Genomic DNA, 18,896 nt, shown 5'->3' on the forward strand with positions numbered 1-18,896 from the left:
GGTTATTGATCTGTATTTTGAAATTGCAATAATTCGCTTAAGAGAAGATCTTATTCACTGCATTAATCGTGTAATCTAAATCTTCATAAGTCAATGCGTCAGTAATAAACCAAGTTTCATAAGATGATGGAGCGATATATACCCCTTCAGCTAATAATCCATGGAAGAATTTCTTAAACGTATCGTTATTACCATACCCTGCTGTTTCGAAATCAACAACTTCTCTTTCGTCAAAGAATACAGAGATCATAGATCCCACACGGTTAATCGTATAAGCTACTTTATTATCTGTTAATACCTTGCGCATTCCTTTTTCTAAATATGCTGTCTTTTCTTCAAGGCGCTTAAATAAATCAGCATCCTTATTAATCTCTTGTAACATCGTAAGACCAGCTGCCATCGCTAATGGATTACCAGATAGTGTTCCTGCTTGGTATACAGGCCCCACTGGTGCAAGGTAATTCATAATCTCGTTACGAGAAGCAAAAGCTCCTACTGGCAATCCTCCACCAATCACTTTACCAAAAGTAACGATGTCGGCATTCACACCAAATAATTCTTGTGCTCCACCTTTCGCTAGACGGAACCCTGTCATCACCTCATCAAAGATTAATAGCGCACCATGTTTATCACATAGTGTTCTTAATCCCTCTAAAAATCCTTTTGCAGGAGGTACACATCCCATATTCCCCGCTACAGGCTCGATGATGATCGCAGCTACTTCTCCTTTATTGGCTTCTAGGATAGACTCTACATTACTCAGATTATTATAATCTGCTAATAAAGTATCTTTTGCTGTACCTGCAGTTACACCAGGACTGTTAGGAGAACCAAAAGTAACAGCTCCACTTCCTGCAGAAATCAAGAATGAATCTGAGTGCCCGTGATAACAACCTTTAAATTTGACAATCTTCTCTCTATCTGTATACCCTCTAGCTAATCTAATAGCACTCATACAGGCTTCTGTACCAGAATTCACAAAGCGAATTTTATCAATATTAGGTACCATAGATACAGCTAGCTCAGCTATCTGTGTCTCTATCTCTGTAGGCATCCCAAAAGAAGTCCCTAGTTTTGCTTTTTCGACTACAGCATTAACTACTGGCTCATAAGCATGTCCTAAGATCATAGGTCCCCAAGAGTTAATATAATCTATAAGTTTATTACCATCCTCATCGTATAAATATGCTCCTTTAGCCTCTTTAACGAAGATAGGAGTTCCTCCGACAGATTTAAAAGCACGTACTGGAGAGTTAACTCCTCCTGGTATCACTTTCTCAGCTTCTGCAAAAAGCTTACTACTTCTTTGGTATAACATATTATTTTATTTTTAAAGTTTGACCTATTGAAAGGTTTGTTCCTGTTAATTTATTCATTTTCTGTACTTGTGCTACAGTGGTATTATATCTCTTAGAGATAGAGTATAATGTATCACCTTTTTTCACTACATGTACCGTCCCTTTACTTTTAGCACTAGACTGAGAAGACTTCGATGTAGATTTAGTTTCTGTTACTGTACTCGGCTTATCAGTCGTTGTAGCTATTGTTCTAGGTCTAGGCCCTGTCACAGTCTTATTTAGCACCTCAGCATCGTATTTATACAGTTCATATCGTTCGATAAGACTGATCAACTTCTCAGCATATCTAGGGTCAGTAGCATACCCCGCACTCTTTAGTCCTACTGCCCATCCTTCATAATCATCCTTTTCTAATAAAAACAGACTGCTATAACGCCCTCTATTCGTTAAAAACAGAGAGTGGTCTGTATAAGATTCGTTAGGATTGCTATATTTTCTAAAGCATTCGTCTGGTGCATCATCTGTATGGCGTACAGACTCACCGTCCCATCCTTGATGACACTTAATACCGAAGTGGTTATTCGCATTTCTACTCAGTGTCCCTTGTCCTGAGCCAGATTCTAACACCCCTTGAGCTAATTTAATACTAGCAGGGATCCCGTATGTCGTCATATTATCTTTTGCAACATCTTTATATGTAAGTATATAGTCGCGTATCATATCAGTCGTCACACTTAGTCTAGAGGTAGCTTCTAAGACCTCACTAGAGCTTCTCTTCTTCTCTTCTTTTTTTCTATCCACTTCATTTTTCTGAAGTTTATCTCTATACTCAGACTTAGACACGAGTTCTTTTTCTTTTACTTTTTTTCCAGTAGGAGCAGGATATCTCTTCGTAGTTAGAGCCTTACTCTTAGGCATTGGAGTTTTCTTGCTAGCACACCCAACAAGAAAGACCATACAAATAAAAAAAATGATTCTTCTATACATACATTACTATTGCTAAATATTTATCTTTTCATTCCAACCTTGCAAGCCACCAGTGTGTATTACAAGTATTTTACTATTATCCTTAAATCTTCCTTTCTTAATCTCTTCTAACACCCCGTATATCATCTTACCATTATAAATAGGATCAAACAAAACGCCTGTCAGTCTATAGAGTTCTCTTAGAAATGACAGCAATTCCTCATTGTACTTAGCATATCCTCCGAAGTGATAGTCTAAAACTAAGTCCCAATTGTCATTAGTAGCAAACTTACGAATATCCTCATATAAAAAGCTCCCTTTAAGGGCAGGAAAGCCTAATATGGTTTGATTCTGATGAGAACTGTTAATAATACCCGCTATCGTCCCTCCTGTTCCTACAGCTGTACAGATATAATCAAAGGCCTCATCACCTTCTTTTAATATTTCTTCTGTTCCCTTTATTGCCTCTGCATTCGTTCCTCCTTCTGGTACTAAATAAAAATCTCCATACCTAGCTTTTAGTCTATCGATGATCTCTACCTCTCCTTTACTTCTATACTCTGTGCGCGTCATAAAACCAAGCGTCATTCCATCCTCTACTGCCTTCGTTAGTGTTGGATTGCCTGTGTAGTTATTTTCTAGCTCTTCACCTCTAATGATACCTATCGTCTCTACTCCACAGATACGTCCTGCCGCGGCAGTAGCCGCTATATGGTTAGAATATGCCCCCCCGAATGTCAAAAGCTTACTATATCCTAACTCTTGCGCCTTTAAAATATTGTACTTTAATTTTCTAAACTTATTACCTGATACTTCTTCATGTAATAAATCTTCTCTCTTGACAAAAATAGTAATCCCTCTAGGCAATTCTACTTTCAATTGTTCATTATATACATTCTCGCTCTCAAACATTAGTATTATTTCTTAAGAATGAATAAAGTCTTCTCGTTTTTAAATAGTCAAGATTGTGTTCATATTGATACGCTTCTCTCTCAAACAGGTTCTTACGATATGCCTTTTTCACATCCTTAGTTTGAAAATAACGCCACACAAAATCTAAAACATACCAAAGATAAAATAACACAATCAACAGTTCTATTTGTTGCCTTAGATGGATGCGTTCATGATTTAGTAAATAACGATCTCCTTTAGATTCTGCTGATCTTAAAATAATAAAGGGAAACAATGTTATTCCCTGATATCCTTTAGGAACTAAATATTTACAAACAATTACCACTCTCTTTTTTTAGAACTTTTTAATAATCGAGATATTAATTTTATCCAAGTTTATTACTATCTTCCCATCAGTTTTACTACAGCTAGTGTAATAAAGCGTCAACGTAGCAAAAATAGTTAATGATTTGGCTAATTCACTAGTATTTAAATAAAAATTAATAACAAACAAAAAATTATAAAAATGACTTTTCAAGAACATATTTTACAAGGGATACCGACTGTGTTACCTCCTAAGAAAGAGTATGATTTATCTATCAACCACGCTCCTAAGAGAAAAGAAATCTTATCTGATGATGAGAAAGTATTAGCCCTTAAGAATGCGCTACGCTATTTCCCAAGTGAGAACCACAGTACACTTATCCCTGAGTTCAAAGAAGAACTTGAAAAGTACGGAAGAATCTATATGTACCGTCTACGCCCGGACTACAAGATGTATGCTAGACCAATAGATGAATATCCTGGACAATGTCTACAAGCGAAGGCAATCATGCTAATGATCCAAAACAACCTTGACTATGCTGTAGCACAACATCCACATGAGTTAATTACTTACGGAGGTAATGGAGCTGTGTTTTCTAACTGGGCTCAATACTTACTGACGATGAAGTATTTAGGAGAGATGACTGACGAGCAGACATTAGTAATGTATTCTGGTCATCCTATGGGGCTATTCCCTTCTCATAAAAACGCACCTCGTGTAGTAGTGACTAATGGTATGATGATCCCTAACTACTCGAAACCGGATGATTGGGAAAAGTTCAATGCGTTAGGTGTGACACAGTACGGTCAGATGACTGCAGGTAGCTATATGTATATAGGTCCTCAAGGTATCGTACACGGGACAACAATCACAGTGCTAAACGGCGGTAGAAAAATAGCTAAAAACGGAGAAGGATTAGCAGGTAAGCTGTTTGTGACTTCAGGATTAGGAGGAATGAGTGGTGCTCAACCAAAAGCTGGAAATATTGCAGGATGTATTACGGTATGTGCAGAGGTAAACCCTAAAGCAGTACATACTAGACATTCTCAAGGATGGGTAGACGAAGTAATAACTGATATCAACGCCCTAGTCGTTCGCGTTAAAAAAGCACAAGAGCATAAAGAAATCGTATCTATCGCATACCAAGGTAACGTAGTAGATATATGGGAAGAATTTGACAAACAAGATTTATACATAGACTTAGGTTCTGATCAGACCTCTCTTCACAACCCTTGGGCAGGAGGATACTACCCAGTAGGCGTTGCTTTTGAAGAAGCAAATGACTTAATGGCTAATAACCCAGCTAAGTTTAAAGAACTAGTACAAGAGTCTCTAAGACGACAAGCTGCCGCTATTAATAAACACACAGCTAAAGGAACTTATTTCTTTGACTATGGAAATGCTTTCTTATTAGAAGCCTCTAGAGCAGGAGCTGATGTTATGGCAGCTAATAATATCGACTTTAAATACCCTAGTTATGTACAGGATATTATGGGGCCAATGTGTTTTGACTACGGATTTGGACCATTTAGATGGGTATGTACATCTGGTAAGCCAGAAGATCTAGCCAAAACAGATGAGATCGCTTGTGAGGTATTAGAAGAGATGATTAAAAACTCGCCTGTAGAAATACAACAACAGATGGCTGATAATATCCGTTGGATAAAAGGTGCTCAAGAGAATAAACTAGTAGTAGGGTCACAAGCTCGTATCTTATATGCAGATGCTGAAGGGCGTATTAATATCGCCAGAGCATTTAACGACGCTATTAAAGCAGGTAAGATAGGCCCTGTAGTATTAGGAAGAGATCACCATGATGTATCAGGTACAGACTCACCATACAGAGAAACGTCTAATATCTATGATGGTTCTAAATTCACAGCTGATATGGCTATCCATAACGTTATCGGAGACAGTTTCAGAGGAGCTACTTGGGTATCTATCCACAATGGTGGTGGTGTAGGATGGGGAGAAGTAATCAATGGTGGTTTTGGTATGTTACTTGATGGTACTATTGAAGCACAAAAAAGATTAGAATCAATGCTATTCTGGGATGTTAATAATGGAATCGCTAGAAGAAGCTGGGCTAGAAATGACGAAGCTATTTTTGCAATAAAAAGAGCGATGGAAGTAGAACCACTTCTAAAAGTAACTATTCCAAATATAGTAGATGAAAACTTATTGAAATAACAATTAAAACAATTTCACTCATGAAAGCTATTAAATTATTACCACTAGCTCTATTGATGTTATTTATAGCATCATGTAGTAGCGTTAAAGTAACAGCAGATTATGATAAAGCTGTGGACTTCGAACAATACAAAACGTATGCTTTCTTTAAAGAAGGTATTGATCAAGCAACGATTAATGACTTAGACAAGAAGAGAATTCTAACTGCTATTGATAGTAATCTTACAGCAAAAGGTTTTACAAAAGCTAGTAGCAATCCTGATTTTGTTATTAATATTTTCACTAAAGCGTCAAAACAAGTCAATGTGACTACCCATAACAACTTCTATTCTCCTTACGGATACTACGGTTGGGGATGGGGACCATATTGGGGACCTAATAATACGACAGTGTCTACTTCTATAGAGGGGACACTTTATATAGACGTTCTAGACACAAAGAAAAAAGCCTTAATCTGGCAAGGAATAGGAACAGGATACCTAGACAATGCACCTACTCCAGAGAAAAAAGAAGAGAGAATACATGAGTTTATCGAAAAGATATTAACTAAGTTCCCTCCTACGCTAGAGAAGAAATAATTCTTCCTATAGATGATATACACAGAGGCTTTCCCTTAAAGGAGAGCCTCTGTTCTTTTATACTTTTCCAAAGAATTCTCTTAATGATTCGACTAAAAACACAATAATAGGGTATTCTGAGTGCCTATCGTCCATTGTTTTTATTATATTTACGACAAACAATAACAAATTTCATTTATGAAAACACAAGAATATGAAAGTAACGACTTGATCGAAAGATTGCCACAGCATTTAAAACAATTTATCAAACCACAGAGTTATCAGGATTATACACCTATTAATCAAGCTGTGTGGCGATACGTTATGCGTAAAAATGTTGATTATCTATCTAAAGTTGCTCACGAATCATATCTTGACGGTCTAGCTAAAACAGGTATTTCTATAGAAAGTATCCCTAGTATGTATGGGATGAATAGAATATTAAAAGAAATTGGTTGGGCTGCTGTAGCAGTAGATGGCTTTATACCACCGAATGCCTTTATGGAGTTTCAGGCGTATAAAGTACTTGTTATTGCATCAGATATTAGACAATTAGAAAATATAGAATACACACCTGCACCAGACATTATACACGAAGGGGCAGGACATGCTCCTATTATCGCTAACCCTGAGTATGCTGAGTATCTGAGACGCTTCGGAGAGATAGGCTGTAAGGCTATTTCTTCTGGCAGAGACTATGAGATATATGAAGCTATCCGCTTACTGTCTATCTTAAAAGAGGCTGAGGGTGTAGACCCTGAAGAAATCAAAAAGGCAGAAGAGCAGGTAGATTATTTACAAGGTATAACAGAAGAACCTTCTGAGATGGCACTTATCCGTAATCTTCACTGGTGGACAGTAGAGTATGGATTAATCGGTACTACGGATAACCCTAAGATATACGGAGCAGGCTTACTATCTTCTATCGGAGAGAGTGCATGGTGTATGACTGATAATGTAAAAAAACTTCCTTACAGCATAGAAGCTGCATACCAAGGCTTTGATATCACTAAACCTCAACCTCAGTTATATGTAACTCCTGACTTTGCTTATCTAAGTGAAGTATTAGAAGAGTTTGCAAATAAGATGGCTTTAAGAAAAGGAGGCTTAATGGGAATAAACAAACTAATAGACTCTAAAGCCTTAGGTACGATAGAACTGAATACAGGTCTACAGATATCAGGTGTATTTACACGTGTAATCGAACACGAAGGCACACCTGCTTATGTACAGACAACAGGCAAAACAGCTTTGTCTTATAGAGAGAAAGAATTAGTAGGACACGGCACAGAGACTCATCCACATGGTTTTGGTACTGCATTAGGTCGTTTAAAGGGAATCAACCTTGCTATAGAAGACATGAGCCCTAGAGATCTAAAAGCTTATAACTTATATGAAGGCAAGCCAGTAACTCTAGAGTTCGAAGGAGGGATCACTGTATCTGGAACTAATATCACGGGTATTCGCAATATACATGGTAAGATTATTCTGATTAGTTTTAGTGACTGTACAGTGAAGCACAATGATGAAGTACTATTCCAACCAGAATGGGGGACTTATGATATGGCTGTTGGTGCTCATGTGATTTCTGCTTTCTCAGGACCTGCTGACTACCACAGTTTTGATCTAATCAATCATGTTCCTTCTAGCCAAACAATAAAAGCAAAAAGAGACGAGAGTAAAATAAAGCTTGAAAACTTCTACCAAGAAGTTAGAGCCATGAGAGAAGAGAGTAAAACAACTGATTTAAACAACGTACTAGATGTTCTAATCAACGAATACCCTTCTGATTGGTTACTTACAGTAGAAATACTGGAATTAGCTAAAAAAGCTTCAAATACAGTATTAGCTGAAAAAGCAATGAGCCACCTTAAATCTGTTCAAACAAACAGACCTGAAGTAGCTCATTTAATCAAAGACGGTATAGATATTATTCTAAAAAGCTTATAAAGCTATATCTAATACCAAATCTTTATCACTTTGAATAACGTTACCTTGATACTCTAGTTTCCAACCTAGAGTATTGGTAACTATTAATATTTTAGAAAGTTCACTTATAAGTCGATTCTCCGCATTCGATTTTAAAGTGGACTTTTCTATTTTATCTTCTAAGTCTTTCTTCACTTTTGCATTAATCTTATTGTAGTCATCACCTTTAAAAGGGTTGAAAGTACTCTGTTCTACATCTAGTATTTTATAGTCAGGATATATATTAACTTCTGCTTCTGGTATATATATTAATTGCACTACCTTATTCTTCTCATCGATCTGATATTGCAGTTGACTCAAATCATAAGACACTGTAGCCTTTGCATTAATAATAACCACAGCCTTTTTATCAAAAGAAAGCATATTTAAAAAGTATTTCTGCTGATCCTTATACGTCATTACTTGTGAGAAAGTAGCTTCTGTCACGACTAGTTTACTCACGTTTTTTAACTGCTCTTGGATTAGAGCTGTATTGTATTGCATATCATCTTTATCCCCCTTCACAAAGCTGTTATACAAAACAACTCCTGCAAACATAAAGAAGAGCACTATAAATATACCGAAGAGTACGCGCAATAACTTTCTCATAACTATCTAAAGTTCATAAATGGATATTTCTCTAATAAGTAATCTATCTTGGCTACCAATGTATCTAAGAAAGCTAAGTGCTGTTCTGCAGTAGGGTTAAAAGGTCTATGGTTCAATCCTTTTTGCACCTCATCTACTTTATGCATAATCGGATACATATCAGGATGAATCCAAGTCGTCACAAAGCGCTCCCAGATATAATCTATCGCCAACTCATTTGGATGTAACATATCAGCTTTATAAAAGCGATAATCTCTTAGCTCATCCATTACAATCTCATAAGAAGGGAAGTAACTAATTTTATCTCCACTTTGCTGATCTAACACATCGTGTAAGGCAGTAAATAATACTGACTTACTTCTCTGATTCTCTACTATACCATCTTTAAAATGTCTCACTGGAGACACCGTAAACACAATCTGTATATCCGGATTAATAGCTTGTACTAATGTAATAATTTTAGACAAGCTAACCTTCACTTCTTCAGTACTTAATAACCTCTTTTTGAAATTACTCTGCGCTACCTTATGACAATTGGCAACAACCATTCCACTCTCGATATGCTCATATACCCAAGCTGTTCCTAAAGTGATATACATAAACGAGCTCTCTTTTAAAGCTACCTGTAAGTCAAACAACTTTACATTCAGCTTCGTCACGATATCTTCTTCTTCTAATTCATTCAAATCAGAATGTGCGATAAAGCTACTCCACACCTCGTTATGACAGAACACATCTGCACTTGTAAATTCATGCCCTTTCACCGCATACTCTAATATGCGCTCTATCGCGATAGGGTGAAACAGAATACCGAATGGATTCACCACACTTTGGAACTGATACTCTTTTAGCTTATCACTTATATTCACAGCAAAACAAGATCCCATAGATAAGATCTTATGCTCGTATTTAATTCTATCCTTTGCTACCTTAGTAGGCACTACTGTACTAAACTTCATAATCTGATGAACTCTTGAACAAAAAAAAGATTCTCATATGAGAATCTTTTTTTATCTATTATTATTACAAATATAATACTATTTCAAATAATCTTTTGCGTGAGCGATAGCGTCTGCCATACCTGCTGGGTTCTTACCTCCTGCTGTAGCGAAGAACGCTTGTCCACCACCACCACCTTGGATGTGTTTACCTAACTCACGTACGATAGTACCTGCATTAAGACCTTTGCTCTCTACTATATCTTTAGATACATAACAAGTCAGCATTGGCTTATCATTCGCTACACTACCAAGCAGTACATATAGATTAGAGAACTCATTACCTAACTCATACGCAAGGTCCTTTGCTCCAGCAGCATCTAAGTCCACTTCTACAGCTAAGAAAGAGATACCGTTTACCTCTTGGATTTGACCTTTTAAGTCTCCTTTTAGGTTCTTTGCTTTCTCTTTTAATAATTGCTCTACTTGTTTTTTAAGTTTAGCATTCTCATCTTGAAGAGATACTACCGCTTTTAAGGTATCTTGTGGATTCTTTAATACTGCTTTAAGCTCTTTTAATGTATCTTCTTGTTCTACGTAGAACTGACGAGCAGCTTTATTCGTAATCGCCTCAATACGACGAATACCAGCAGCTACAGCTCCTTCACTTACGATCTTGAACTGCCAGATATCACTTGTATTTCCTACGTGAGTACCTCCACATAGCTCCATACTCTCTCCAAACTTAATAGCACGTACCTCATCACCGTATTTTTCACCGAATAATGCCATAGCACCTTCAGCAATAGCCTGAGCCATCGGTATACTTCTGCGCTCTACTAATGGCAAGTGATCGTGAATTCTATCATTCACGAATACCTCTACTTGTGCTAACTCTTCTTCTGTCACTTTAGAGAAGTGAGAGAAGTCAAAGCGCAAGTGCGTAGGAGCCACTAACGAACCTTTTTGTTCTACGTGAGTACCTAAGATAGTGCGCAATGCTTGGTGTAGTAAGTGAGTAGCAGAGTGGTTAGCCATAGATTGCTTACGCGCTTCTACATCTACCTTCGCTACTAGAGTTCCTTCTACATTAGCAGGAAGCTCTCTTACGATATGTAATATTAAGTTATTCTCTTTTTTCGTATCGATTACTTGGATAGTGTCATTAGCAGATACTAATATTCCAGTATCTCCTACCTGTCCTCCTCCTTCTGGATAGAATGGAGTAGAATCTAACACGATTTGGAATAACTTACCATCTTTTTTACTGTCAATCTTTCTATAACGAGTGATCTTCACTTCATTCTCTAACTGATCATATCCTACGAACTGCTCTACATTTCCTGACACTAACACAGTCCAGTCATCAGTAGATACTTCTGAAGCCGCACGAGAACGTGTTTTTTGTTCTAACATTGCTGCGTCAAAACCAGCTTCGTCTAGTTCATACCCTTTCTCTCTAAGGATAAGCGCTGTCAAGTCAATAGGGAAACCAAAAGTATCGTATAGTTCAAAAGCCTTCACTCCTGATACTACTTTACCTTCTGTTTGTTTGATCACATTGTCTAATAAATGTAACCCTTGCTCTAACGTTCTTAAGAAAGAAGTTTCTTCTTCTTTAATCACGTTTTTCACTAATTCTTTTTGACTAGTGATTTCTGGGAAGAATGCTCCCATCTGTGTACTTAACACCTCTACTAACTCATAGATGAATGGTTCTTTCTTATCTAAGAACGTAAATGCATAGCGAATAGCACGACGTAAGATACGACGGATCACATACCCTGCTCCATTGTTAGAAGGCAACTGCCCATCTGCAATAGCAAAGGCAACTGCTCTTACGTGGTCAACGATAACGCGGATAGCGATATTAATCTTCTCTTCCTCATCATCTTTTGCTTTCATTGTGTATTTACCACCTGTTAGCTCAGATACTTTAGCGATAAGTGGAGAGAATACATCTGTGTCATAGTTAGACTGTACTCCTTGAAGCACCATACATAGACGCTCAAACCCCATACCTGTATCTACGTGCTGAGCAGGTAACTTCTCTAGCGAACCATCCGCTTTACGGTTAAACTCCATAAATACGTTATTCCAGATCTCTACTACCTGTGGATGATCTCCATTCACTAATTCTCTACCCGCTATCTTTGCCTTCTCCTCAGCACTACGGATATCTACGTGTATCTCAGTACATGGTCCACAAGGTCCTTGATCTCCCATTTCCCAGAAGTTATCTTTCTTATTCCCCATCAGGATACGATCCTTGCCGATTAGGGTACTCCAAATATCATAAGCTTCTTGGTCAAAAGGAACGTTCTCCTCTTCGCTACCTTCAAATACAGTAACGTATAAAATATCTTTAGGGATGTTATAAACTTCAGTCAATAATTCCCAAGCCCAATTGATAGCTTCTTTCTTAAAGTAATCTCCGAAACTCCAGTTCCCTAGCATCTCGAACATTGTGTGGTGGTATGTATCGATACCTACCTCTTCTAAGTCATTGTGCTTACCAGACACGCGAAGACACTTCTGTGTATCAGTGATACGGTTACTTTTAGGCTTGGCGTTTCCTAAGAAATACTCTTTAAACTGGGCCATCCCAGAGTTATTAAACATTAAAGTTGGATCGTCTTTAAGAACGATCGGAGCAGAAGGCACTACCATGTGACCTCTTTCTTCAAAAAAGTTTAAAAACTTCTGACGAATTTCTTGTGATTTCATATCCTTTGGAAACTAATTTATTCTTTTATATTCTTATTATTAAGTTATTCGGTTAGTTGTTAAACATATTATAAATTAACGAATAACTAGCTTTTATTTTATTCTCTTTGGCACTTAAACTATCATTATAACGAAAACATTTTTTAAATTTGTTAGCTAACCAATGACAGCACTTCTTATAAGATACAAAAAAGATAGTGCAAAAATAGTGTTTTTTTAAAAATATGGCTAAGGTAAAATATTATTACGACCCTGAAAAATTAGCGTTCCTTAAAATACGCCCTAAAAAGTTTAGACAGATAGGTAATATACTCTTGTTTTTACTAACAGCAGCTATTTTTGGAGTGCTTGGATTAATCTTTTTAATTAATAGTGATATCCTACAAACTCCTAAAGAAAAGAAACAAGCTAGAGAAATAGCAGAATTCAAAACTAACTATACTCTTCTAAACAAGAAACTTGACCTGATCACAGAGGTACTAGACGAATTAGAGGTGCGAGATAACGATATCTATAGAGCTTACTTTAATACCGCGCCTATCCCTGATGAACAACGCAAGTCTGGCCTAGGAGGTATTAATAGATATAGATCATTCGTAGGGCTTAACAACGAAAAGCTGTTGACAGAAACGAATGTGAAGATGGATCAACTACTGAAACAAGTAGCCATACAGTCCCAATCCTTAGATGACATCATCGCACTGGCCAAGAAGAAAGAAGAATTCTTATCTTCTATCCCTGCGATACAGCCAGTGAAGAATGAAGATCTAAAGAGAATGGCATCTGGATACGGATATCGTAGTGACCCCTTTACTAAAATCAAGAAGTTCCACGCTGGTATGGACTTCTCTGCAGAGGTAGGTACTCCGATATACGCTACTGGAGACGGTAAAGTAATCCGTGCTAACAACGAACTATCTGGGTATGGTAACCTAATCGAGATAGATCACGGATATGGATACCTAACTAGGTACGCTCACTTAAGCAAGTACCAAGCTCGAGCTGGACAGTCTGTTAAACGTGGAGATATCATAGGATATGTAGGTAGTACTGGGCGTAGCTCTGGTCCTCACTTACACTATGAGGTACACTACCAAGGGAACGTAGTCAATCCACTGAATTACTACTACGGAGAAATCTCTGCTAAAGAATTTGAACTTCTATCACAAGAAGCTAACCAAGAAAACCAATCACTTGACTAATGGAATTAAACTTACCTGATAAACGATACTATAGCATTGGCGAACTTGCCAAGGCATTTGATGTAAATGCTTCGTTATTGCGATTCTGGGAGAAAGAATTTGACATTATCAAACCTAGAAAGAATGCAAAAGGAAATCGAATGTTCACACCTCAGGATGTGCAAAATCTTCAGCTCATCTATCACTTAGTGAAAGAAAGAGGATTCACACTAGACGGTGCTAAAGAACACATGAAGAAGAATGCAAAAGACATTATGGATAACTTCGAAATCATACAGAAACTAGAAGGAATCAAAACAGCGCTACTGAATATTAAAAATGAACTCTAAATAACAAAAAATCAAAATGAAAAAAGCTTTACCAATTATCATCGTACTTGTAGTATTAATCGGAGGATACTTTATGCTATCTATGAACTACAACAACTCGGCTCTAGTACACAAACAGGCTACAGATAAATCTTGGGCTGATGTGCAAGGGGCTTACCAACGTAGAAACGACCTTATCGGAAACTTAGTAAACACAGTAAAAGGGGCTGCTGACTTCGAAAAATCAACATTAGAAGCTGTAGTAAATGCGCGTGCAAAAGCTACTTCTATTAATATAGACCCATCTAATGTAACCCCTGAACAATTCCAAGAATTCCAACAAGCTCAATCTGGTGTATCTAGTGCATTAGGAAGATTATTAGTAACTGTAGAGAAATACCCTGATTTAAAAACAAATCAAAACTTCTTAAAACTACAAGATGAACTAGCTAGTACAGAGAACCAAATATTAACTCAACGTACTCGTTTTAATGACGCTGTAGCTGTATATAACAGTTATGTACTTAAGATGCCTAATAAGTTCTTCTTAAGCGATTATAAAGAAAGACCTTACTTCCAAGCAGAAGCTGGAGCAGAGAAAGCACCTGAAGTAAAATTCTAAAAAACTATAAAATGGATAGACTAAGAGAGTTTTTAACCAAAACGGATGAAGAAGAAATTGTTCTTGCTATAACTCAAGCAGAAAAGAATACTTCTGGAGAGATTAGAGTACATATCGAAACGACTTCTAAGAAAGATCCTTTTGAAAGAGCTCAGGAGGTCTTCTTTGAATTAGGCATAGATAAGACAGCTGCTAGAAATGGTGTACTGTTTTACATCTGTATTAACTCTAAAGCATTCGTGATACTGGGTGATCAGGGAATAGATCATAAAGTTAGATCAGATAACTTCTGGGAAGGAACCAAAGAACTAGTGATTAATCACTTCAGACAAGGTCTGTTCAAAGAAGGATTAGTCTACGGGATCCTAAAAGCAGGAAGTCAACTAAAAGTACACTTCCCTTCACTTGAAGAAAATAAAAACGAATTATCAAACGAAATTTCAAAAGCATAAATCAATGATCAAGCTATTACTAAAAGCATATCATTTCATAACCCTGATTATAATTCTATTATTATCACAGGTAACTTATGCTCAATTAGACGTCCCTAAGAAACCCTCTTTCCAAACTTCTGTATACGACTATGCTACCATATTAGAAGCGAATCAAATGAAGCAGCTAGAGCGCAAACTCATTGCTTATAGTGATTCTACTTCTACTCAGATAGTCCTAATTACCATTCCATCTCTAAAAGGAGAAAACATTGGTATACTAGGACCTAAATGGGGACAAGAATGGGGCATCGGACAGAAAGGAAAGGACAATGGTATCGTAATCCTTATGGCGGCAAAAGAACGTCAGATCGGTATCTACCCTGGTTATGGAGTAGAACACCTTATCACAGCCGGACAAGGAGGAGAGATTATCCGTAATATCATTATCCCAGAGTTTAAGCGCAATGATTATTACGCAGGATTAGACAAAGGGACAGATGCCATCTTCCAGCTATTGACGGGTACATATAAGGCAGACAAGACCGTTAGAACAGATGGTGATAATAGCATCGGTGGTCTAGCGTGTTTAGGAATCATTATACTGATCATCGTACTGACTATCGTATTCGGTAAGAAAGATAACAATGGAAGAGGCGGAGGTAATCATCGCTCACGTGACTTTGGAAGTAGCTTACTAGACATCCTTGTATTAAGCAGTCTTGGCCGTGGTGGCGGAGGCGGCGGAAGCTTCGGTGGCGGTGGTGGCTTCGGAAGTGGAGGCGGTGGCGGAGGCTTCGGTGGAGGCTTTGGCGGCGGTGGGTTCTCCGGAGGAGGATCTAGCGGTAGCTGGTAGACATACGTCATTCTAAACATATAAGCAGGTAATATAGTTAGTGCTAGTCGCTTCTACATTGCCTGCTTTTTTTATGCACTCTCGCTCGCTGTCTTTACAACACAACTATTTTACACCTTCATACTGACTCCGTTATTTCTCTTGATACTACGGAGTCAGTACGGACACATAACGGACTCACTACGGAGTCAAACCGCACAAGTCAAAAAGGCAAATCGAGTATAACTCCTATTCTAGCTATACTCGACTTGCCTTTACTATATTTTCTTGTATTTTACTTAAGTCCTTTTTTTAATACCTCATCACACGCATCGGTCTAGAGACTCCTCCTCTTCCTCTATTCCCTCCTTTTTTAGTTCCTGCGAACTCATTAAGCTTATAAGTCAATGAGAACATCACATATCGCTTCAGTACCAAACTCTCAGAATCCACTATCTGCATTGGGTCGATGGTACGTGTACTACTAGTATTCTGATTTAATACATCATACACTTTCACCTTAGCACTGAATTTGTCTTTATAGAAATCATACGCTAGACTAATATTCCACATATAGAAATCTTTCTTAAAGCCTTTAGCAATCTGTGAATTATAATTATAAGCAAAGTCGTTACCAAATGTAACCTTCTTCGGCCAATACGTTGTTGTCTGTATATTAAATCTATGTGTAAAGTTAGAAGCCTTATCTACAGAGAAATTAGTATAACTCGTTCTATTATAATTATAGTTATATGATGGTTTTATAGACACCCATTCTCCGTAATCATAGGTTAGATACACACGTGGTCCCATCGTATTCCCTCTAGCGGTATAGGTCTCTCCGTCTATATACCCATTATTAATGGTCTGATTATATCTAAACATAATACCGTATCTCAGCGCATGCTCTCCCCACTTACTATTCTTAAACCAGTCAGCTGTAACTCCCCATTGGTAGTTCCCTTGTATATTCTTATACGTAGAGATAGCCTTCTTATCCTCATCATAGATTACAGATCCTACTATACTATTATCAAATATTCCTGCATTAGCCGAAATACTATATCCAGCACGAGTCTGAAAGTCATACGAACGGTAGCTAAGATTAACGTTATGCTGCCCAGTAGGCTTCAGATCCGGGTTACCGATCGTAGTCGTTAATGGGTTAGAGATATCTGTGATATCTAGTAATTGGCTTGCACTTTGATAATTCACATTATATCGATAGATACCGAATAGACTCTTATCCTTCGTCAGTCTATAATTAATCATAGCATTAATATTCGGGTCGATGTAGTGTTTATCTAGACTATACCACTTCGCATTATAAAGAGCAGTAGCTGTATTCTTAACGATCTGAGTCCTCGTCGAAATATTAATATTGTACTTATTCTTATTCAACGCAAAGTTTACATAAGGAGACACCTTATTCCCAATATCCGTATATCTATTTGTCTCTAGTACATTGACATCAGTATACCCCTGCTCTGTCTCATTATAGTTAAACACTTGCAGATCGTTAATGCTCTGATTTCTACTCCAGTCCACACCTATAGATACTCTTAATGAATCTGTAATCGGCTGTGTGAATTCTACAGATATACCATAACTATCCGTAGTCGTATAATTCTTTCTGTACTGTCTACGCCAATCGTCTTCTGTATCTGATTGAAAAAACTGCGTCAGAGATTCGCTCAATGCATTATTTGTAGCACTCCTATTGCTATTATTAAAACCTATACTTAGATATTGTCCCTCTTTTTTAAACTTGCGTGTATACTGTGCAGATGAACTAAAACTATCTGAGTTTCCTCTAGATGATGAGTGAGCATTGCTACTATTCAGTTTTTCTCCATGCTCATCATAAGATACTTGATTGCTCTCACTAGTCGAATAGGTGTGATCTGTACTAAAATGAGGGCTAAAATAGAAAGCGTCTTTCTCTCCCATATAGTCTACAGATACATTCCCCCTATGCCCTTCATTCCCTCCTAGGGAAGAAGAATTAGAATCTGTGCTAAACTGCCCTGAAGGCAAAAACTTAGTACTAGATGACTTATTAGCTTGTTCTGTCTCTGCAAAGTTATAATCGTAACTACCATTAACCTTGAGCTTATCGGATACATCTTCTACAAAGTTTAATCCTAACATACGCGACTCTGTAAGCCCTCCTCTAGAGCGCCCTGTACGCATATTATCAAACACCTTGTCCATAGAGAACCCAACAGCGTTAATATTATTAGCAGATCCGATCAGACTAATCTTTCTACGCTTATTAAAGGTGTTTAAGAACATTCCTGCTTCATAGTGCTCATCTGTTCCATATCCGCCTGATACTCGTCCAAAGTGCCCTTTATTCTTATCCTCGTCTATCGTGATATTGATACTCGCATCATCTGTTCTACTGCGTTCACCTGTGAATTTTTCTTTCTTAGTCTTTTTTTCAGTGACTTGTACTTTCTGGATAATCTCAGCAGGTAAGTTCTCTAGCGCTACTGCACCATCTTCGTTAAAGAAAGGTTTACCATTGACTAAGATTTCATTGACAGGCTTACCATTGACCGTGATCTTTTTATTTTCATCTAGTTGCACTCCTGGTAGATTCTTTAAAAGCTCTTCAAGATTAGCATCAGGTCTTACCTTAAACGAAGCAGCGTTAAACTCTAAAGTATCTTTCTTCATTCGAATAGGTGGAGCATCTGCCACAATCAGCACTTCGTCTAGCTGATTGCCATATTCTTTAAGGATAAGTGTTTTAAGGTCTATATTTTCTTGTACCCCTTTTTCAAACTTCTTAGCGTAATCTTGGTACCCTACCATAGAAAGCTTGAGCACTGAAGGATCAGATAGCTTACTGAAGGCAAGCTTAAAGTTACCTTTGACATCCGTCATGGTGTACTCCACTAGCGTAGAGTCTTTCTCTTTCGATAGGTATACCGTCACCGCTTCTATCGGCTGTTTTAAACTATCTACTACTGTCCCAGTAATATTCACAGTACTCTGTGAGTACATATTCACACAGGAGATTA

Annotated in this window: 16 protein-coding genes; 8 read left to right on the plus strand and 8 right to left on the minus strand. The window is 37.5% G+C overall.

Annotated features, from left to right (window positions below; all coding sequences use genetic code 11):
• Positions 1 to 37 precede the first annotated feature (37 nt).
• The 4 genes from hemL to RT228_RS03800 all read right to left on the minus strand — a co-directional run bounded on the left by hemL (position 38) and on the right by RT228_RS03800 (position 3,501).
• Positions 38 to 1,318 carry a glutamate-1-semialdehyde 2,1-aminomutase gene (gene hemL, locus RT228_RS03785; RefSeq protein ID WP_006259627.1) on the minus strand — a complete coding sequence of 427 codons (1,281 nt, stop codon included), beginning with the start codon at positions 1,316 to 1,318 and terminating at the stop codon, positions 38 to 40.
• A gap of 1 nt (position 1,319) precedes the next feature.
• Entirely contained in the window at positions 1,320 to 2,216 is an 897-nt protein-coding gene (locus tag RT228_RS03790; protein WP_006259628.1) for a glucosaminidase domain-containing protein, read from the minus strand.
• Between the two features lie 81 nt (positions 2,217 to 2,297).
• Entirely contained in the window at positions 2,298 to 3,176 is an 879-nt protein-coding gene (locus RT228_RS03795) for a 1-aminocyclopropane-1-carboxylate deaminase/D-cysteine desulfhydrase (protein WP_006259629.1), read from the minus strand.
• Positions 3,169 to 3,501, minus strand: coding sequence for a hypothetical protein (locus tag RT228_RS03800; protein WP_006259630.1), 333 nt, complete (start codon positions 3,499 to 3,501; stop codon positions 3,169 to 3,171). The genes RT228_RS03795 and RT228_RS03800 overlap by 8 nt, the downstream gene beginning before the upstream one ends.
• Positions 3,502 to 3,681: 180 nt before the next feature.
• Here RT228_RS03800 and RT228_RS03805 point away from each other — a divergent pair, with 180 nt between their 5' ends.
• From RT228_RS03805 to RT228_RS03815, 3 genes are all read left to right on the plus strand, one after another.
• A complete protein-coding gene (locus RT228_RS03805; RefSeq protein ID WP_006259631.1) occupies positions 3,682 to 5,670 on the plus strand; it encodes a urocanate hydratase in 1,989 nt (662 codons plus the stop codon).
• Positions 5,671 to 5,690: 20 nt separating this feature from the next.
• The gene (locus tag RT228_RS03810) at positions 5,691 to 6,248 is read left to right on the plus strand and encodes a DUF4136 domain-containing protein (RefSeq protein WP_006259632.1); all 558 of its coding nucleotides are present in this window, start codon (positions 5,691 to 5,693) and stop codon (positions 6,246 to 6,248) included.
• Between the two features lie 177 nt (positions 6,249 to 6,425).
• Positions 6,426 to 8,177, plus strand: a complete 1,752-nt coding sequence (locus RT228_RS03815) for an aromatic amino acid hydroxylase (RefSeq protein ID WP_006259633.1) — start codon at positions 6,426 to 6,428, stop codon at positions 8,175 to 8,177.
• Here RT228_RS03815 and RT228_RS03820 read toward each other — a convergent pair.
• From RT228_RS03820 to alaS, 3 genes are all read right to left on the minus strand, one after another.
• Positions 8,172 to 8,804: a DUF4230 domain-containing protein gene (locus RT228_RS03820; RefSeq protein ID WP_006259634.1), complete on the minus strand. Its 633-nt coding sequence runs from the start codon at positions 8,802 to 8,804 to the stop codon at positions 8,172 to 8,174. The genes RT228_RS03815 and RT228_RS03820 overlap by 6 nt on opposite strands.
• A gap of 2 nt (positions 8,805 to 8,806) precedes the next feature.
• Positions 8,807 to 9,763, minus strand: coding sequence for a GSCFA domain-containing protein (locus RT228_RS03825; RefSeq protein ID WP_006259635.1), 957 nt, complete (start codon positions 9,761 to 9,763; stop codon positions 8,807 to 8,809).
• Between the two features lie 78 nt (positions 9,764 to 9,841).
• On the minus strand, positions 9,842 to 12,469 hold the full coding sequence (gene alaS, locus RT228_RS03830) for an alanine--tRNA ligase (protein ID WP_006259636.1): 2,628 nt from the start codon (positions 12,467 to 12,469) through the stop codon (positions 9,842 to 9,844).
• 224 nt (positions 12,470 to 12,693) lie between these two features.
• Here alaS and RT228_RS03835 point away from each other — a divergent pair, with 224 nt between their 5' ends.
• Genes RT228_RS03835 through RT228_RS03855 form a run of 5 tightly spaced genes read left to right on the plus strand, consistent with a single transcriptional unit; the run spans position 12,694 to position 15,888 of the window.
• The gene (locus RT228_RS03835; protein ID WP_006259637.1) at positions 12,694 to 13,671 is read left to right on the plus strand and encodes a M23 family metallopeptidase; all 978 of its coding nucleotides are present in this window, start codon (positions 12,694 to 12,696) and stop codon (positions 13,669 to 13,671) included.
• Positions 13,671 to 14,000 carry a MerR family transcriptional regulator gene (locus tag RT228_RS03840; RefSeq protein ID WP_006259638.1) on the plus strand — a complete coding sequence of 110 codons (330 nt, stop codon included), beginning with the start codon at positions 13,671 to 13,673 and terminating at the stop codon, positions 13,998 to 14,000. The genes RT228_RS03835 and RT228_RS03840 overlap by 1 nt, the downstream gene beginning before the upstream one ends.
• A 16-nt stretch (positions 14,001 to 14,016) precedes the next feature.
• On the plus strand, positions 14,017 to 14,601 hold the full coding sequence (locus RT228_RS03845; RefSeq protein ID WP_006259639.1) for a LemA family protein: 585 nt from the start codon (positions 14,017 to 14,019) through the stop codon (positions 14,599 to 14,601).
• A gap of 11 nt (positions 14,602 to 14,612) precedes the next feature.
• The gene (locus tag RT228_RS03850; RefSeq protein ID WP_006259640.1) at positions 14,613 to 15,053 is read left to right on the plus strand and encodes a TPM domain-containing protein; all 441 of its coding nucleotides are present in this window, start codon (positions 14,613 to 14,615) and stop codon (positions 15,051 to 15,053) included.
• 4 nt (positions 15,054 to 15,057) lie between these two features.
• The gene (locus RT228_RS03855; protein WP_006259641.1) at positions 15,058 to 15,888 is read left to right on the plus strand and encodes a TPM domain-containing protein; all 831 of its coding nucleotides are present in this window, start codon (positions 15,058 to 15,060) and stop codon (positions 15,886 to 15,888) included.
• Between the two features lie 291 nt (positions 15,889 to 16,179).
• Here RT228_RS03855 and RT228_RS03860 read toward each other — a convergent pair whose 3' ends face one another.
• The gene (locus tag RT228_RS03860) at positions 16,180 to 18,879 is read right to left on the minus strand and encodes a TonB-dependent receptor (protein WP_006259642.1); all 2,700 of its coding nucleotides are present in this window, start codon (positions 18,877 to 18,879) and stop codon (positions 16,180 to 16,182) included.
• Between the last annotated feature and the right edge of the window lie 17 nt (positions 18,880 to 18,896).

This window comes from Myroides sp. (assembly GCF_032073645.1).
Classification (GTDB): domain Bacteria; phylum Bacteroidota; class Bacteroidia; order Flavobacteriales; family Flavobacteriaceae; genus Flavobacterium; species Flavobacterium odoratimimum.

Excerpts from the sequence above, each read along its gene's own strand:
- RT228_RS03825 (WP_006259635.1), bottom strand. The coding sequence starts at position 9,763 with ATGAAGTTTAGTACAGTAGTGCCTACTAAGGTAGCAAAGGATAGAATT.
- RT228_RS03805 (WP_006259631.1), top strand. The coding sequence starts at position 3,682 with ATGACTTTTCAAGAACATATTTTACAAGGGATACCGACTGTGTTACCT.
- RT228_RS03845 (WP_006259639.1), top strand. The coding sequence starts at position 14,017 with ATGAAAAAAGCTTTACCAATTATCATCGTACTTGTAGTATTAATCGGA.
- RT228_RS03840 (WP_006259638.1), top strand. The coding sequence starts at position 13,671 with ATGGAATTAAACTTACCTGATAAACGATACTATAGCATTGGCGAACTT.
- RT228_RS03850 (WP_006259640.1), top strand. The coding sequence starts at position 14,613 with ATGGATAGACTAAGAGAGTTTTTAACCAAAACGGATGAAGAAGAAATT.
- RT228_RS03860 (WP_006259642.1), bottom strand. The coding sequence starts at position 18,879 with ATGTACTCACAGAGTACTGTGAATATTACTGGGACAGTAGTAGATAGT.
- alaS (WP_006259636.1), bottom strand. The coding sequence starts at position 12,469 with ATGAAATCACAAGAAATTCGTCAGAAGTTTTTAAACTTTTTTGAAGAA.
- RT228_RS03855 (WP_006259641.1), top strand. The coding sequence starts at position 15,058 with ATGATCAAGCTATTACTAAAAGCATATCATTTCATAACCCTGATTATA.
- RT228_RS03795 (WP_006259629.1), bottom strand. The coding sequence starts at position 3,176 with ATGTTTGAGAGCGAGAATGTATATAATGAACAATTGAAAGTAGAATTG.
- hemL (WP_006259627.1), bottom strand. The coding sequence starts at position 1,318 with ATGTTATACCAAAGAAGTAGTAAGCTTTTTGCAGAAGCTGAGAAAGTG.
- RT228_RS03810 (WP_006259632.1), top strand. The coding sequence starts at position 5,691 with ATGAAAGCTATTAAATTATTACCACTAGCTCTATTGATGTTATTTATA.
- RT228_RS03790 (WP_006259628.1), bottom strand. The coding sequence starts at position 2,216 with ATGCCTAAGAGTAAGGCTCTAACTACGAAGAGATATCCTGCTCCTACT.
- RT228_RS03820 (WP_006259634.1), bottom strand. The coding sequence starts at position 8,804 with ATGAGAAAGTTATTGCGCGTACTCTTCGGTATATTTATAGTGCTCTTC.
- RT228_RS03815 (WP_006259633.1), top strand. The coding sequence starts at position 6,426 with ATGAAAACACAAGAATATGAAAGTAACGACTTGATCGAAAGATTGCCA.
- RT228_RS03835 (WP_006259637.1), top strand. The coding sequence starts at position 12,694 with ATGGCTAAGGTAAAATATTATTACGACCCTGAAAAATTAGCGTTCCTT.